This is a genomic window from Actinosynnema sp. NPDC023794 (genome assembly GCF_040639675.1).
Taxonomy (GTDB): domain Bacteria; phylum Actinomycetota; class Actinomycetes; order Mycobacteriales; family Pseudonocardiaceae; genus Actinosynnema; species Actinosynnema luteola.
This window is the reverse complement of sequence record NZ_JBFAFR010000018.1, coordinates 86,561-100,533: the sequence shown is the minus strand read 5'-3', so window position 1 is coordinate 100,533 and position 13,973 is coordinate 86,561. Positions and strand designations below refer to the sequence as shown.

Below are 13,973 nucleotides of genomic sequence, written 5' to 3'. Positions count from 1 at the left end.
TATGTGGTTGTTGAGGCCGCCGGGCGTGTACCGGCCCCAGGAAGACACGTGGTTGATGGCCGAGGCGTTGGAGGAGGCCGGCATACCCAGTGGCGGCCGGGTGCTCGACGTGTGCACCGGCACCGGCGCGCTGGCGGTCGCCTCGGGAATGGCGGGTGCGCGTGAGGTCACCGTGGTGGACGTGAGCAGACGCGCCCTCCTCGCCGCCTGGGTCAACGCCCGGTTGCGCGGCATGCCGGTGCGCGTGCTGCGCGGCGACTTCGGCGACCTGGTCGGGCAGGGCAAGTTCGACGTCATCACGGCCAATCCGCCTTACGTGCCCAGCAACGGCGTGCCGGACCGAGGGCCCGCGCGGGCCTGGGACGCCGGGCCGGACGGCCGTTCCGTGCTCGACCGGCTGTGCGCGGTGATGCCGTTGTTGTTGGAGGAAAGGGGTATGGGGCTGGTGGTGCACTCCGGGCTGTGCGAACCGGACGTCACCCTGAGGCAGTTGCGCGGCGGTGGCCTGAAGGCGTCGGTGGTGGCCCGCCGCACGGTCGCGTTCGGGCCGGTGATGCGTGAGCGCGCGGAGTGGTTGGCCCGGCGCGGGCTCATCGACCACGAGCAGGAGCACGAGGAACTGGTGGTGATCCGTGCCGACGCAGCGTGACGCCCGGGTGGTGAGGGTGGTGCCCGTCGGGCCGGTCCTGGTGGAGGGCCCGGTCGAACTGCGGCTGGAGGACGGCGAGGTGGTGTGCTCGGACCGGTTCGTCGTCGCGGTGTGCGCGTGCCGCCGCAGCAAGCGTTACCCGCTGTGCGACACGAGCCACCGCAGACGACGTTGACCGATGTGCGTCAGAGGGGCAGGCGCAGGGCCGTCTGCCCCTCTTCCCACGCGCCGAGAAGGTGGTCGCCGAGCCGTTGTTCGAGCAGTTCCGTGGCCTGCACGCCGAACACGACGGATTCGGTCAGCTCCGGCTCACGGGCCAGCAGGTCGCCGATCACGTCCCGCCGCATCACCTGCTCGTGCACCGCGTCCGCCTCGATGTGCTCGGTGAAGAACTCCACGCAGTCGGGGTGCGCGTCCAGCCGTTCCAACGCCTTCGCCATGCGCGTGGCGCTGGGCGCGGTGGTGATCTCGGCGGCGGCGAAGTGCCCCACCAGCGCGCCGCGCAACGCCCGGTGCAGCCCGCACAGCGACATCAGGTTGACCGTCGCCAGCATCACCGCGGGAGCGTGATCGAGGTACCGGAGGTAGCCGTTGTCCAGCCCGGCGCCCGCGAGCAGGTCGGCGAACAGCCGCGAGTGCATGCGGTCGCCGCGTCCGCCGCCGAACTCGTCGAACTCCACGGCCACCAGCGCCGCCTTGGCCGCACCGCGCAGGCGCGGGATCACCCACGCGTGCGGGTCGGCCTCCTTCAGGTGGTAGATCGAGCGCAACACCAGGTACTCGCGCATGTGCCACCACTCCCCCTCGTCCTTGAGGAAGTGGCTCACGCCGACGCCGTCGACCGGCTCCACCAGCAGTTCGTCCAGCACACCGCCGATGTCCGCGCCGCCGGGCACGTCGGCGCGCAGCGCGTCCAGGAACACCTGTTCCAGCACGGCGCGGAAGCCCAACAGCCCGGGATCCCACTCCCAGGAGTCCGACACGCCCGCGAAGCCCTGGTAGTGCAGCTCGTAGCACACGTGCAGGGCCAGTTGCAGGTCTTCGCCGTACGGTTCGGCCGACACGTGCGACGGCAGGCCGGCGGCGGGCGGGTCGCCGCGCAGGGCGTCCAGGACGGCGGCGGACAGGGGGCCGCGCGGCGCGGGCAGCACCGCTCGGTCGACGGCAGGGTCCACAGTGGTCATGACCGTGGACTACCCGTTCCGGTCGGGGTGCACGCGAGCAGCTCCGCGGCGGCTTCTGGTGATCCCGCCCTCAGCTGCCGCTGCGCGCCCGTTCCCCGGTCGAGCACGTCGCGCACCAGCGCGTGGATCAGCTCGCGGTCGTCGCCCAGCGCTTCGGACACGTGCGCCAGCAACGCCTCCACCAGCTCGACGGCGGGCACCTGACGTGCGGTGACCGGGTCGACCCCCGGACCGGACAGCCCGTGACGGGCCGCCGACCACACGGCCGCGGCCAGCACCTGGTCGTCCAGCTCGGGCGCGGCTCCGGCCGTGCGTGCCGTGTCGACGAGCGCCCTGGTCAGGCCCGCTTGGAGCAGGGCGTCGTCCACCGTGGCCGCGGTGTCGGCGGCTCGGACCTCGACGGTCGGGTACCGCGGCGACGGCCTCGCCAGCCAGAACGTCTGGCTCGCGTCCACCAGCGCGCCGCAGTCCACCAGCCGGGCCACCCGATCGTCGTGCTCGGCGGCCGTGCGGCAGAACGGCGGCACGCCCGAGCCGGGGAACGCCGCCTGGTCCATCATCCGCCAACTCGCGTAGCCGGTGTCGCGGTCCCGGTCGAACGGCGAGTTGCCGCCGAGCGCCAGCAGCGTCGGCAGCCACCGCCGCAGGTGGTTGACCACGTGCACGGCGGTCTCCCGGTCCGGCACGCCGACGTGCACGTGACAGCCACAGCACTGGTAGCCGTCCACCTGCCCGCGGAAGATCGACCCGACCCGCTCGAACCTCTCCCCCGCGCTCAACGCCGGTCGCGGGTCGACCAACGGCGGCGCACCCGACGCGACCAGCCACAACCCCTCGGCGTGAGCGGCGTCGGCCAACGCGCGCCGACCGACCACCAGTTGGTCCCGCAGCTGGTCCAGGTTCCCGCACACACCACTGGCGAACTCCACCTGCACGGCGCTGAGCTCGAGGTGGACGTGCGCGCCCGGCGGCAGGTCGCGCACGCGTGCCAGCACGTCCGCCGCACGTGCCACGGGTCGACGCGTCGACGGGTCCACGAGGAGGAACTCCTCCTCGACGCCCACCGTCATCAGGCGGGATCGCGCCGCGGCAGCGGCTTGGTCGCCGGGCCTTCCAGCACGGCGCCGTCCACGTCGAACCGCGACCCGTGGCACGGGCAGTCCCAGCTGCGTTCGGCGGGGTTGAACCGCACCAGGCAGCCCAGGTGGGTGCAGCGCAGGGACACGCCGTGCACGCCGCCCGCCTCGTCGCGGTACACCCCCGCCTTGCCCGTGCCGTCGCGCACCACCCGCGCCTGCCCGACCGGCACGTCCGCGACCGAGTCGACCTCGGCGGACTTCAGCCGGTCGCCGACCAGGTCGACGGCCACCTTCGCGTTCAGCTTGGCCAGCTTCGGCGTGGCGCCCAGGGTCAGCCGGTGCGGGCTGAACCGCGCCGCCAGCGGGTTCTCCCGGCCCACGATCAGGTCGGTCAGCAGTTCCGCGGCCATGGTGCCGTTGCTCAGGCCCCACTTCATGAACCCGGTCGCGCCGTACAACGTGGACGAGCCCGGGAGGTAGGGGCCGATCATCGGCAGGTTGTCGTAGGACGTCGGGTCCTGCGCGGACCAGCGGTGGGTGACCTCGGCGATGTCCCAGTGCTCGGCGGCGAACTTCGCCAGCTCCTCGTACGGCTCGCCCGGCGACGAGCCGGCGGCGTGGCCGCGCCCCGCGACGATCAGCAGGTCGCCCGACCTCGCCAGCGACCACGTGGTGCCGCCCGCGCTGATGCCCAGGCCCGTCGGCGGCGTGCCCGACGCCAACCGGATCGCGACGCAGTAGGAGCGCACGGGTTCCAGCCGCGCGAAGTACAGGCCGCGGTCCAGGATCGGGTAGTGCGTGGCGATCACCACGCGTTCGGCGACGACGGTGCCCTCGTCGGTGTGGACGCGGCACGGCGTGCCGTCCTCGATGCGCAGCACCCGGCTCGCCTCGTAGACACGCGACCCGTCGCCGTCCACGGCCTGCGCCAAGCCGCGCACGTACTTCACCGGGTGGATCGCCAGCTGGTCGTCCAGCCGCACCGCGCCCGCGATCGGGAACGGCACGCCCATCAGCTCGCCGCGGTCACGGGACACCGGCAGGCCCGCCTTCGCGGCGGCCGAGGCCTCCTTCTCGACCGCGTCGAGTTCCCGGTCGTCGAACGCGAAGGTGTAAGCGGGCATCCGGCGCAAGTCGCAGTCGATGCCCACCTCGGACACCAGCGCGGCGACCCGCTCGACGGCGGCGGCGTTGCCGGAGGCGTAGTCGGCCGCCGCTTCGGCGTTGTGCTTGTGCTCGATGGTCGAGTACACAGTGGATTGGAGGGCGGTCACCTTGGCGGTGTTGTTGCCGCTGACGCCGCTGCCGACCCGGTCGGCTTCCACCACCACGACCCGCAGGCCCGCGCGCTTGAGCAGCAACGCGGTGGTGATACCGGTGATGCCACCCCCGACCACCGCCACGTCCACCGCCGTCTCGCCGGTGAGCACGGGGAACCGGCCGTGCGGTACCGCCTCGGACCACAGCGAGTGGCGTGCGGTCGTGGTCGCTTCCGTCATGCTCTAGCTGGTACCCGGGCGTTCCGTGTTCGAACCTCCGTCCCTGCGGTAACCCGGGCGCATGCGCACCTTCGCCGATCTCGCCGACCTGGTCGCCCTGGTCGAGGACCGCGCGCCCGCCCGTGAGCTGTACGTGCGCTGGTCGCGCGGTCCGGAGGCGGACAGCGACCGGTGCAGCCGGGACGGGTTGAGCGGCGTGCGGCTGCCCGGCCTGTCCGCCAACTCGCTGGCGATCGAACCGTGGTGGGGCGACAGACCCCTCCGGCTCTGGGTCGCCCGCCGCCTGCACGACTACCGCCACCTGCGGGAACGCCGCGGGCCGGGCACCCGACCGTGGATCCTGGAGGGCACCGAGGTCGGTCGCGGCCCGGACAACGAGCCCTTGGTCGAATGCCGTCACCCGATCGGGTGGATCACGGACGAGGTTCTCGCCGAGTGCGAGCGCCTGGTCGAGGAGCACGCCGCCACGTCGTGGGGTCCCTTGGACCGCGAGGGTTAGCCGACGGTGAACGTCCGCGTGGCGCCGGTGAACGGGGTGATCGCGCCGGTCCAGCCGCTCTTCCAGTCGCCGTGGTGGACGATGCGGTAGGTGCCGGCGGCCGTGTCGGCCGGGATCGTCCACGTGACCGTGGCGTTCGAGTTCGCCACACCGTCGCGCTGCCAGCGGTAGCGGGTGGACCAGTCGCCGTCGTCGGCGTGCCTCGTCCAGGCGCCGTCGACCAGCCGTTGCACCTCCAGGAACGTGCCGTTGCGACGGAGGTTGTTCTTCGGGTGCCCGGTGACGAACACCGCCGTGGCGGTCTGGCCGCGGGCGTAGGTGGCGGCGGGCTGGGTGAGCACCTGGCCGAAGGAGTGCCACGGGGCCTTGTCGTCGAACACCACCCCGGTCTGGAGGTTGAGCTCGGTGAACGGCGGCCTGGTGGGCGTGGCGCCGGGCGCGAGGGGCGTGCCGGCGCGCAGGGACGCGGCGAGCTTGGCGAACTCCTGCTGGTAGGCGGGCAGGGTGTTGCGGCCGAACAGCGTCGAGCCGCCCTCGTACTGCTGGAGGTCGTACTCCTCCGGCGTGGTCACGTACTGGCTGTAGTCGTTGGCGTAGCCCTGCACCAGCACGTCCTCCAGCGGCACGCCCGCCTCGGCGGCCACCGCGCGCCGGATCCGCAGGCCCGCCACGATCGTCACCTCGCCGGGCACGGCGACCAGGTGCAGCGGCCCGATCTTCACCACCTGCAGCGGCAGCACGTTCGGCGTGGCCTGCACCAGGCCGGTCGGCACCAGCGACGCCTTCGGGTACTGGCAGTCCCGCAGCCACTGCGGCACCTCGACGTCCAAGGGCTCGAACAGCGCCTTCCAGGGGCTGGTCATGCCCTCGCGGAAACCGGGGATCGCCGGGCCGTCCTCGACGCTGCCCGCCATGGTGGACGCGCCGACCACGCCGGGGCAGGTGGTGCCGGGTCGTCCGTCGGTGGTGTACCGGCCGTCGACGGTGACCGCGGCCATGTCCACGAACCGCATCCGGTAGTCCACCGCGCCGGTGACCGGTGTCTGCGGGCCCGCGAACACCTGCTGGGCCTTGCGGTTCTGCCGCTCGCCGATGATCCGGGTGTTCTCCACCTCGTCCCCGGTCGGGCCGGAACCGGGGCGCAGGTCGAGGTTGGGCGACATGTCGCCGGCGTTCGTGTTGGGGAACGCGGCGACGAACCCGGGCCGGTCCTCCAGGTACCGCACGCCCCGGTCGTCGTGCTCCCACTGGTAGGACGCGTACCCCTTGTTGTCGGGGCTGATCAGCGTGTTCTTGTTGGTCATCGACGTGTTGTGGGTGGCGAACCAGCTGATCGCGCCGACGTCCGAGCCGTTCTGCCGGAACCGCAGCACCGTCATGGCGGGGTCGATCGCCCGCGGGAAGTGGCCCTTGTCGGGGTTGCGCTCGAACGCGGCCCGGGAGCGGTTCACGCTGGCGTCGGTCAGCTCGCCGCGGCCCAGGGACAGCTCACCGGGCTTGAGGTCTTCGTGCGCGCGCACGACCGACTCCGTGATGCCGTCGGTGATCGCGGCCAGCGTCTGCGGCTGCATGCCCAGGATAGAGAGGTTGTAGGCGAGGTTGTGCGAGTAGCCGCCGGGTCCGGCGTGCGTGTGGGTGGCGGACAGCAGGACGTTCTCGCGGGTGTAGAGCGAGCCGTACCGGGCCTGGAGCTTGGCCAGCACGGCTTCCTGCACCGCCCGGAAGATCATCGCCAGGTCCGCGTTGACGTACGCGACGCGCTTGCCGGTGACCTGGTCGACCACGACGTACGCGCGTGAGCGCTGCCGCTGGTGGATGCCGGTGGTCTTCTGGTCGAACGCCGAGTAGCCCATCATCCCGTTCTCGGCGGCCGGCCCGGTGACATCGGAGATGCCTCGACCGACCAGGTACGGCTGCGGCGCGGCGTCCGCGACCGGCAGTCCGACCACGACCAGCGCGCCGACCAGCGCCGTTGCCGCCAACGACTGTCGCGAGACCCGCATCCGCACTCCCCGACCGATCCGGTTCGCCATACGCGAAACGTCTTCACCTCTACTCGACGGTAGGTGATCCAGGACACGCGGGCAAGCCCCCGCCTGGCACAGTGGTCCACGTGATGTCGGACGGCCTGCCGGACTGGTTGCCGGGGTGGTGCGCGGACCGGTTGGGCGACGAGCCGGTCGGCGTGCTGTTCGAGGTGCGGCAGATGTCGGCGGTGTTCGGGCTGCGGTTGGCCGGTGGGCGCGAGGTCGTGGTGAAGGCGCGCGAGGACGGGGGCCGTGCCGCGTCGTGCGTCGCCGCGCAGGCCCGGCTGGCGGAGCGGGGTTTCCCGTGCGCCCGGCCGCTCACGCCCGCGGACACCGTGGGCACGCTGGCCGTGCACGCCGAGGAGCACCTGCCCGGCGGCGAGCCGCTGGTGGGCGACTCGCCGGACGTCGCCGTGCGCTACGCGGAGGTGTTCGCCCGGCTGATGGCCGGCCTGGCCGACGTGACCGTCCCGCCGCCGCTGCCGAACCCGCGCTGGGCGCGGTGGGACCACGCGGATCCGGGGCTGTGGCCGGCGATCTCCTTGCTGGACGACCGGGACCAGGCCGCCGTGCCCGAGCACGTCGTGGACACGGCGGCCCGGGTGCGCGAGCGCCTCCTGGCCGCCGACCTGCCGCGCGTGCTGGGGCACGCCGACTACGAGGGGCAGAACCTCCGCTGGCGGGACGGGGAGGTGTGGGCCGTGCACGACTGGGACAGCCTGGCGTGGCAGCCGGAGGCGGCGCTGGTGGGCGCGGCGTGCGGGTCGTTCGTGCACGCCTCGCCGCCGACGCTGGCCCCGATCGAGAGCTCCGCCGCGTTCCTCGACGCCTACCAGGGCCTCCGGGGACGCCGGTTCACCGCGGAGGAGCTGGAGGTCGCGTGGGCGGCGAGCCTCTGGCAGGCGGCGCACAACGCCCGTTGGGAGGCCCTGCACGGCAGCACGCCGGTGTCCGGTGAGGCCGTCCGCGCGCAGTCCGTCGAACGCCTCCGTCGAGCCGACGCCGGGTGAGCCCGCCGCCCACGGCGACCACCCGGCCGGTCGTGGTGGCGCTGGTCGCGCCCACCGCCACGGCTCACGTCCGGTCGATCTGCGGGCCGAGGTGCGCCACGATGGTGTCGATGGTCGGGAAGTCCCAGGCCAACGTGGGTTCCACGAGAATGCCCCAGCGCTCTTCGATGTCGACGCACAGACCCATGGCGTGCACGGAGTCGAAGCCGAGTGAGCGCAGCGCCACCCCGGTGCCGACCCGCGAGGGCGGCAGACCCACGTATCCCGCCACGGCGTCGACGAGCCACGCCCTCAACGACTCGTCAGGCATGGTCGACCTCCGGGACGGCGAGGACGGCGGCGACGGCGGGTGACAGCTCGCGGTGCAGCGCCGACAGCCCGCCGCCGAGGAACAGGTCGCGCATGTGCCCCCGACGCACCTTGCCGCTCGTGGTGTGGCGGATCGTGTTCGGGCGGACGACCGCGAGGCTCACCGACACGCCGAACTGCTTGGTCACGACGTCGAGCACGGCGTCGGCGAACTCGGCGGGGTCCACCCGCGAGGCACGGCGCAGCTCCTGCACCAGCACCACGTGCTCCTCCCCGTCGGCGGCCCGCACGCCGAAGGCCGCGCCCCGGCCCGCGTCCGGGTGCGCCTCCCGCGCCGAGAACTCGAAGTCCTGCGGGTACAGGTTCCGGCCGCGGACGATGATCAGTTCCTTCAGCCGCCCGGTGACGTACAGCTGCCCGTCGAGGAGGAAGCCCAGGTCGCCGGTCCGCAGCCACCGGACGGCCGAGTCGGTGACGAACGTGGCGCGCGTCGCGGCGGGGTCGCGGTGGTAGCCCGCGGCCAGGCTGGGCCCGGCCACCCTGATCTCCCCGATCGTGCCGTCGCCCACCCCGCCGCCCGCAACCGGGTCGACGATGCGCACCTCCATGTCGCCCGGCTCGCCGCACCCGACCAGCGGCACGCCGTCCGCGTCCGACGTGGGCACGGCCACCCCGGCTGCCAGCGACGTCGGGGCGAACGAGCGCACGGTCGGTCCGAGGCCACGTGAGGTGCACGTGACCACGAGGGTGGATTCGGCGAGCCCGTACCCCGGGTTCAGCGCGTTGCGCCGGAACCCGACCGGCGCGAACCGCTCGGCGAACGCGTCCAGCGTCGCGATCCGGATCGGCTCGGCTCCGCTGACCGCCATCGTCAGGCAGGACAGGTCGAGTCCTTCGAGCTCTTCGTCACCGATCCGCCGGGTCGCCCACGCGTAGCCGAAGTCGGGGGCCACGGTCCAGTCCACCCGGTGGTCGCTGATCGCGCGCAGCCAGCGGATCGGCCGGGCCACCACCGCCTCCGGCGACAGCAGGACAAGGTCGGCTTCCGCGTGCAGCGCCTGCAGCTGGAGCCCGACGAGCCCCATGTCGTGGTGGTGCGGCAGCCAGCCACCGATGCGCCGGACGGGGACGTCGGCGGCGATCTTCCCGAACAGCTCCAGGTTGTGCGTCAGGCTGCCGCGGGTGACCTCGACGCCGCGCGGCCGGCTGGTCGACCCCGAGGTGTACTGGAGGTAGGCGACGGTGCCGGTGTCCGCCTCCGGCGGCTCCCACGAGTCGGGGGCGGGCGTCTCGTCGAAGGTCCGCGCCGACAGCCCGTCCAACGCGGCCACGTGCGCCGCGTCGGTGAGCACCAGTCGCGCGCCCGAGTCCTCGAGCAGGCGGTCCACCCGGTCCACTCGCGAGGCGCCGGACAGCGGCAGGGGCGCCGGCACCGCCACGGCACGCGCGTAGAGGCAGCCCAGGAACGCGACGAGGAAGTCCAGTCCGGCGGGGTAGAGCAGCAGCACCGGTCTACCCGCCATCCCGGACCCGGTCAGCCAGGACGCCACGGCCCTGGCCCTCCGGTCGAGCTCCAGGTGGGTCAGTTCGGCCGCCGGCCGTCCTTCGGGGAGGTAGGTGACCTTCCGGTCTGAGCGCGGGCGGGCGCGGAAGCGGGTGACGAAGTCCGTCATTCGGGGAGCCCCTCGCGGGTGTACCAGGAGATGAGGAGGTCGAGGATGCGAGGCGTGACGGGTGGCGGCTCGGCGTCCGCGTGGGACTCGAATTCGTACTCGTAGCGCAGGTACGGGGAGGTGAACTTGCACCGCATGTTGACGATCGCCTCGAACCTGCTGAAGGGCTCGGCTTCGACCTCCGCGGCGGTGACCGCGACCAGCTCGACGGGCAGGTGCGCGGAGATCGCGGCGAACAGGTCGGTCACCGGCACCGCGGTCGGGGGCACGAGGTGGCGCACCGGCCGGTCGAGCGGGCCGCTCGCCAGCGCGAGCATCCGGTCCACGGTGCCGTCGACCGGTGTCAGGTGCAGAGCGGCCCTCGGGTGGCAGACGAAGCGGACGCGTTGGCCGGGGGTGCGCCTGGCGAACAGCGCGATGACCCTGAGGAAGTCGTACATCCCGAGGTCGGTCAGCGCCCGGCCGGTCCCGGAGTGGCCGACCATGACGCCCAATCGGGCGACAAGTATGTCACCCTTGTGAGCTAATCCGGTCTGCGAGAGCTCTACTTCGGCCAATCTCTTGGAGTGTTCGTAGTCATTCCGGAACTCGGACGGGTGAGCGTGTTCAGGCCATTGCTCGAGCGCTCTACCGTCCGTGGTCCCGTGTTGGTAGGCCGTGCTGACGTGGACATAACGGGAACCGGGTTTGGCGTGCCTGGCGAACGCGGCGGTGACATTGGCGGAGCCGACCACGTTGACCGCGTGCAACTCGGCCTCGCGACGCGGGAAGAACGTGATGAGGGCGGCGCTGTGCCAATACGTGCACGGTTCGACGAACACGTCGGAAGCCGATATCCCCAGCTCCCTTTCGGCCAGCGAGAACGGCCTGACCTGCACCTTCCTCACCAGGGAAGGGTCCAGGTGCAGCGTGACCAGCGCGTCGGAGACCTTCCTCCTGACCACTTCCCCACTGGCGCGCGCCAAGGCGACCACCGCGTCACCGCGGGCCACGAGCGCACCGATCAGATGTGAGGCGACAAACCCATTGGCTCCGTCTACCACATGGTCAGCCATTCGGCAACCTTATCGTGGCCACAGCGCAAACAGTAGCGTTCACGTCGCCAGCGTAATACGCCGCCGGAGAAAGGGGAGCATCGCATGCTCAACGAACTGCTGAAACGGAAACTCGCGCACCTCTTCGCCCTGCTGGACGTGGACGACGACGGGACCATCGACAGGATGGACTACACCGCGTCCGCCGATCGGCTCGTCACCGCGTTCGGGTACGCGCCGGGCTCGCCCGAGAGCGAACTCGTCCGGGACCGCTACAACGCGCTGTGGGAGGCGGTCACGCGCCCGATGGACGCCGACGGGGACGACCGCGTCGACGTCGACGAGTACTCCTCGGGCATGGACCGGTTCGTGACCACGTCCGACGGCGGCTACCAGACCCACATCGCACCGGTCGCGGACGCCTTCTACGACCTGATGGACGTCGACGGCGACGGCCGGATCACCAGGACCGAGTACGTGCGCATGGCGGCCAGCGCCTTCCGCCTGTCCGAGGACGCGGGCAACGCCGCGTTCGACAAGCTCGACCTGGACGGCAACGGCTCGCTCGACCGCGGCGAACTGCACGCCGCCAACGAGCAGTTCTTCCGCAGCACGGAGGAGGACGCCAGGGGAAACTGGATCTTCGGGCCGATCGCGGCCTGACCCCGGCCTGCCGGGTGCGGACGGCGATCGGCCACACCCGGCAGGATCAGGTTTCCGGCGACCTCCGAGCAGGTCGCGAGCCCCCGAGGCGCGCCGCCCGTCGTGACCGGCCGCGCGGCTACGGTTCCACCATGCGCACGGTGGCCGTCCTTGCCCTCGACCGGGTCGTCCCGTTCGACCTGTCCACGCCGATCGAGGTGTTCACCCGCACCCGACTGCCCGACGGCGAGCCCGCCTACCGCGTGCTGGTCTGCGGCGCCACGCCGACGGTCGACGCGGGCGCGTTCACCCTCCAGCCGCCGCGGGGCCTGGACGCCCTGGCCGACGCGGACACCGTGATCCTGCCCGGCTGCGCCGACGCGACCGCGCCGATCCCGGACGAGGTCCTGGACGCCCTCCGTGCCGCCGCCGCGGGTGGCGCGCGGCTCGCGTCGATCTGCGCCGGCGCGTTCATCCTCGCGGCCACCGGCCTGCTCGACGGGCTGCGTGCCACGACCCACTGGTCGGCGGCCGGCGCGCTGGCCGCACGCCACCCCGACGTCGAGGTCGACCCCGACGTGCTCTACGTGGACAACGGGCGGCTGCTCACGTCGGCCGGCGCCGCCGCCGGGCTGGACCTGTGCCTGCACCTGATCCGCCAGGACCACGGCTCCGCGGTGGCCGCCGACGCCGCCCGCCTGTCGGTGATGCCGCTGGAACGCGAAGGCGGGCAGGCGCAGTTCATCGTGCACGAGCAGCCGCCGACGACGCGCGGCTCCGTGCTCGAACCCGTGCTGCGGTGGATGGACGACAACTGCGCGCGCGACCTCGGCCTGGCGGAGATCGCCGCGCACGCGGGCATGAGCACCCGCACCCTCAACCGCCGCTTCCGCGAGCAGACCGGCACCACGCCGTTGCAGTGGCTGCACCGCACGCGCATCCGCCGGGCGCAGCACCTGCTGGAGGCCACCGACCACCCCGTGGACCGGATCGCCGCGCGGGTCGGCTTCGGTTCGCCCACCGCGTTCCGGGACCGGTTCAAGCGGGTCGTCGGCACCAACCCCACGCCTACCGCTCCGCCTTCCGGCGGCCGGCTCAGTCGACCCCCGCGTAGGAGTGCAGGCCGACCGCGACCAGGTTGACGAAGAACAGGTTGAACAGCACCACGACCAGGCCGACGACGTTGAGCCACGCCGAGCGCCGGCCACGCCAGCCCGCCGTGGCCCGCGCGTGCAGGTAGGCGGCGTAGCAGACCCACGACACGAAGGCGACCGTCTCCTTCGGGTCCCAACCCCAGAACCGGCCCCACGCCTGCTCCGCCCACACCGCGCCGGTGATGATCGCGAACGTGAGGGTCAGGAACCCGACCGCGCCGGTGCGGTAGGCGATCTTGTCGAGGTGCTCGACGGGCGGCAGCCGACGACTCGGCGTGCCCTTCCTCGTGAACTCGCCCGAGCTGACCAGGTGCAGCGCGCTGACCACACCGGACAGCAGGAACACGCCACTGGCCATGATCGCCGCGGCGACGTGGACGATGATCCAGTACGAGCGCAGCGGCGGCACGAGCGGCGCGGCCTCGGCGTAGAGCCTGTTGCCCGCCAGGAACAGCAGCGACGCGATCGGCAGCAGCACGAACACCGACATCCGGCGCACGTCGTGCCGCGACACCAGGTACAGCCACGCGACGACGGCGATCAGGCCGACCGCCGACAGGTACTCGTACATGTTGCCCCACGGCACGCGGCCGGTCGCCACACCGCGCAGCACCACCGACCCCAGGTGCAGCAGTCCACCCAGGACGGTCAGGGCGACGCCGGAGCGCCCGAGCCGCACGGCGAACGCGGGCGGGTTCGCCGCGTGCCGGGTCAGGGCGTACTCGGCCGAGCAGAGCAGGGCGGCGAGCATGTAGACGCCGAACGCGCTGGTGAACAGCCAGTCGCTGAGCAGGGCGGGCACGGCGAGGCGGTCACCCATGGCCGGCCCACAACTGGTCGAGCCTCAGGATCATCACCGGCACGCTCAGGCAGGTCACGGTCAGCACGCCCGCGCCCCACCGGGACCGTTCGGCCACCGACCACACCGCGCCGAGCGGCAGCACCACCGCCACGCCGACCAGGTAGCCGACGAACGTCGCCCGGTCCAGCTCCCGGTCCGAGCCGAGCATCGCCACCACACCGGCCACGGCCTGCACCAGCAGCCCCGCCTCCAGCAGCAGGACGACCGCCGCCAACCCGAGCGTCGGCTTGGTGCGCAACGTGATCGGGTGGTCGAGCACGGCCAGCGCCAGCGCCCAGGCCGCGGCCGTCAACGCGACGACCGTCAACGCGGTCGCCAGGACTTGGATCATCGAGGAACCCCTCCGAGAGGA

14 protein-coding genes and 1 pseudogene are annotated in these 13,973 nt (G+C 72.4%); 6 read left to right on the top strand and 9 right to left on the bottom strand.

Annotation, left to right across the window (positions count from 1 at the left end):
- Position 1 precedes the first annotated feature (1 nt).
- Both AB0H12_RS29970 and AB0H12_RS29965 read left to right on the top strand, forming a co-directional pair.
- The gene (locus tag AB0H12_RS29970; RefSeq protein ID WP_499627372.1) at positions 2 to 649 is read left to right on the top strand and encodes a HemK2/MTQ2 family protein methyltransferase; all 648 of its coding nucleotides are present in this window, start codon (positions 2 to 4) and stop codon (positions 647 to 649) included.
- Positions 633 to 824, top strand: coding sequence for a CDGSH iron-sulfur domain-containing protein (locus AB0H12_RS29965; RefSeq protein ID WP_499627370.1), 192 nt, complete (start codon positions 633 to 635; stop codon positions 822 to 824). The genes AB0H12_RS29970 and AB0H12_RS29965 overlap by 17 nt, the downstream gene beginning before the upstream one ends.
- Positions 825 to 834: 10 nt before the next feature.
- On the opposite strand, the gene AB0H12_RS29960 is transcribed toward AB0H12_RS29965, so the two are convergent.
- Genes AB0H12_RS29960 through AB0H12_RS29950 form a run of 3 tightly spaced genes read right to left on the bottom strand, consistent with a single transcriptional unit; the run spans position 835 to position 4,411 of the window.
- Positions 835 to 1,833 carry an iron-containing redox enzyme family protein gene (locus AB0H12_RS29960; RefSeq protein WP_499627368.1) on the bottom strand — a complete coding sequence of 333 codons (999 nt, stop codon included), beginning with the start codon at positions 1,831 to 1,833 and terminating at the stop codon, positions 835 to 837.
- A complete protein-coding gene (locus AB0H12_RS29955; RefSeq protein WP_499627366.1) occupies positions 1,830 to 2,903 on the bottom strand; it encodes a carboxylate-amine ligase in 1,074 nt (357 codons plus the stop codon). The genes AB0H12_RS29960 and AB0H12_RS29955 overlap by 4 nt, the downstream gene beginning before the upstream one ends.
- The gene (locus AB0H12_RS29950; protein ID WP_499627364.1) at positions 2,903 to 4,411 is read right to left on the bottom strand and encodes an FAD-dependent oxidoreductase; all 1,509 of its coding nucleotides are present in this window, start codon (positions 4,409 to 4,411) and stop codon (positions 2,903 to 2,905) included. Before AB0H12_RS29950 ends, AB0H12_RS29955 begins: the two co-directional genes overlap by 1 nt.
- Before the next feature lie 61 nt (positions 4,412 to 4,472).
- Here AB0H12_RS29950 and AB0H12_RS29945 point away from each other — a divergent pair, with 61 nt between their 5' ends.
- On the top strand, positions 4,473 to 4,910 hold the full coding sequence (locus AB0H12_RS29945) for a DUF6098 family protein (protein ID WP_499627362.1): 438 nt from the start codon (positions 4,473 to 4,475) through the stop codon (positions 4,908 to 4,910).
- On the opposite strand, the gene AB0H12_RS29940 is transcribed toward AB0H12_RS29945, so the two are convergent.
- Positions 4,907 to 6,913 (bottom strand): neutral/alkaline ceramidase, encoded by a 2,007-nt coding sequence (locus AB0H12_RS29940; RefSeq protein ID WP_499627361.1) that lies wholly within the window; start codon positions 6,911 to 6,913, stop codon positions 4,907 to 4,909. The two genes, AB0H12_RS29945 and AB0H12_RS29940, sit on opposite strands and share 4 nt — an antisense overlap.
- A 110-nt stretch (positions 6,914 to 7,023) precedes the next feature.
- On the opposite strand from AB0H12_RS29940, the gene AB0H12_RS29935 reads away from it, so the two are divergent.
- Positions 7,024 to 7,947: a phosphotransferase enzyme family protein gene (locus AB0H12_RS29935; protein ID WP_499627360.1), complete on the top strand. Its 924-nt coding sequence runs from the start codon at positions 7,024 to 7,026 to the stop codon at positions 7,945 to 7,947.
- Positions 7,948 to 8,011: 64 nt separating this feature from the next.
- On the opposite strand, the gene AB0H12_RS29930 is transcribed toward AB0H12_RS29935, so the two are convergent.
- From AB0H12_RS29930 to AB0H12_RS29920, 3 genes are read right to left on the bottom strand one after another with little or no spacing between them, the layout of a single operon-like run.
- Positions 8,012 to 8,257, bottom strand: a complete 246-nt coding sequence (locus AB0H12_RS29930; protein WP_499627358.1) for an acyl carrier protein — start codon at positions 8,255 to 8,257, stop codon at positions 8,012 to 8,014.
- Positions 8,250 to 9,929, bottom strand: a complete 1,680-nt coding sequence (locus tag AB0H12_RS29925; RefSeq protein WP_499627356.1) for a fatty acyl-AMP ligase — start codon at positions 9,927 to 9,929, stop codon at positions 8,250 to 8,252. The genes AB0H12_RS29930 and AB0H12_RS29925 overlap by 8 nt, the downstream gene beginning before the upstream one ends.
- Complete coding sequence (locus AB0H12_RS29920; protein WP_499627354.1) at positions 9,926 to 10,984, bottom strand: SDR family oxidoreductase; 1,059 nt, start codon at positions 10,982 to 10,984, stop codon at positions 9,926 to 9,928. Before AB0H12_RS29920 ends, AB0H12_RS29925 begins: the two co-directional genes overlap by 4 nt.
- 84 nt (positions 10,985 to 11,068) lie before the next feature.
- On the opposite strand from AB0H12_RS29920, the gene AB0H12_RS29915 reads away from it, so the two are divergent.
- Complete coding sequence (locus AB0H12_RS29915) at positions 11,069 to 11,626, top strand: EF-hand domain-containing protein (protein WP_499627352.1); 558 nt, start codon at positions 11,069 to 11,071, stop codon at positions 11,624 to 11,626.
- Between the two features lie 131 nt (positions 11,627 to 11,757).
- Positions 11,758 to 12,719 (top strand): annotated as a pseudogene (locus AB0H12_RS29910) (GlxA family transcriptional regulator).
- Here AB0H12_RS29910 and ccsB read toward each other — a convergent pair.
- Both ccsB and AB0H12_RS29900 read right to left on the bottom strand, forming a co-directional pair.
- Positions 12,701 to 13,579, bottom strand: coding sequence for a c-type cytochrome biogenesis protein CcsB (gene ccsB / locus AB0H12_RS29905; protein ID WP_499627350.1), 879 nt, complete (start codon positions 13,577 to 13,579; stop codon positions 12,701 to 12,703). The pseudogene AB0H12_RS29910 and the gene ccsB overlap by 19 nt on opposite strands.
- Positions 13,572 to 13,952, bottom strand: a complete 381-nt coding sequence (locus AB0H12_RS29900) for a hypothetical protein (protein ID WP_499627348.1) — start codon at positions 13,950 to 13,952, stop codon at positions 13,572 to 13,574. The genes ccsB and AB0H12_RS29900 overlap by 8 nt, the downstream gene beginning before the upstream one ends.
- Positions 13,953 to 13,973: the final 21 nt, after the last annotated feature.

Excerpts from the sequence above, each read along its gene's own strand:
- AB0H12_RS29915 (WP_499627352.1), top strand. The coding sequence starts at position 11,069 with ATGCTCAACGAACTGCTGAAACGGAAACTCGCGCACCTCTTCGCCCTG.
- AB0H12_RS29940 (WP_499627361.1), bottom strand. The coding sequence starts at position 6,913 with ATGCGGGTCTCGCGACAGTCGTTGGCGGCAACGGCGCTGGTCGGCGCG.
- AB0H12_RS29925 (WP_499627356.1), bottom strand. The coding sequence starts at position 9,929 with ATGACGGACTTCGTCACCCGCTTCCGCGCCCGCCCGCGCTCAGACCGG.
- AB0H12_RS29950 (WP_499627364.1), bottom strand. The coding sequence starts at position 4,411 with ATGACGGAAGCGACCACGACCGCACGCCACTCGCTGTGGTCCGAGGCG.
- AB0H12_RS29900 (WP_499627348.1), bottom strand. The coding sequence starts at position 13,952 with ATGATCCAAGTCCTGGCGACCGCGTTGACGGTCGTCGCGTTGACGGCC.
- AB0H12_RS29930 (WP_499627358.1), bottom strand. The coding sequence starts at position 8,257 with ATGCCTGACGAGTCGTTGAGGGCGTGGCTCGTCGACGCCGTGGCGGGA.
- AB0H12_RS29960 (WP_499627368.1), bottom strand. The coding sequence starts at position 1,833 with ATGACCACTGTGGACCCTGCCGTCGACCGAGCGGTGCTGCCCGCGCCG.
- AB0H12_RS29955 (WP_499627366.1), bottom strand. The coding sequence starts at position 2,903 with ATGACGGTGGGCGTCGAGGAGGAGTTCCTCCTCGTGGACCCGTCGACG.
- AB0H12_RS29970 (WP_499627372.1), top strand. The coding sequence starts at position 2 with ATGTGGTTGTTGAGGCCGCCGGGCGTGTACCGGCCCCAGGAAGACACG.
- AB0H12_RS29945 (WP_499627362.1), top strand. The coding sequence starts at position 4,473 with ATGCGCACCTTCGCCGATCTCGCCGACCTGGTCGCCCTGGTCGAGGAC.
- AB0H12_RS29920 (WP_499627354.1), bottom strand. The coding sequence starts at position 10,984 with ATGGCTGACCATGTGGTAGACGGAGCCAATGGGTTTGTCGCCTCACAT.
- ccsB (WP_499627350.1), bottom strand. The coding sequence starts at position 13,579 with ATGGGTGACCGCCTCGCCGTGCCCGCCCTGCTCAGCGACTGGCTGTTC.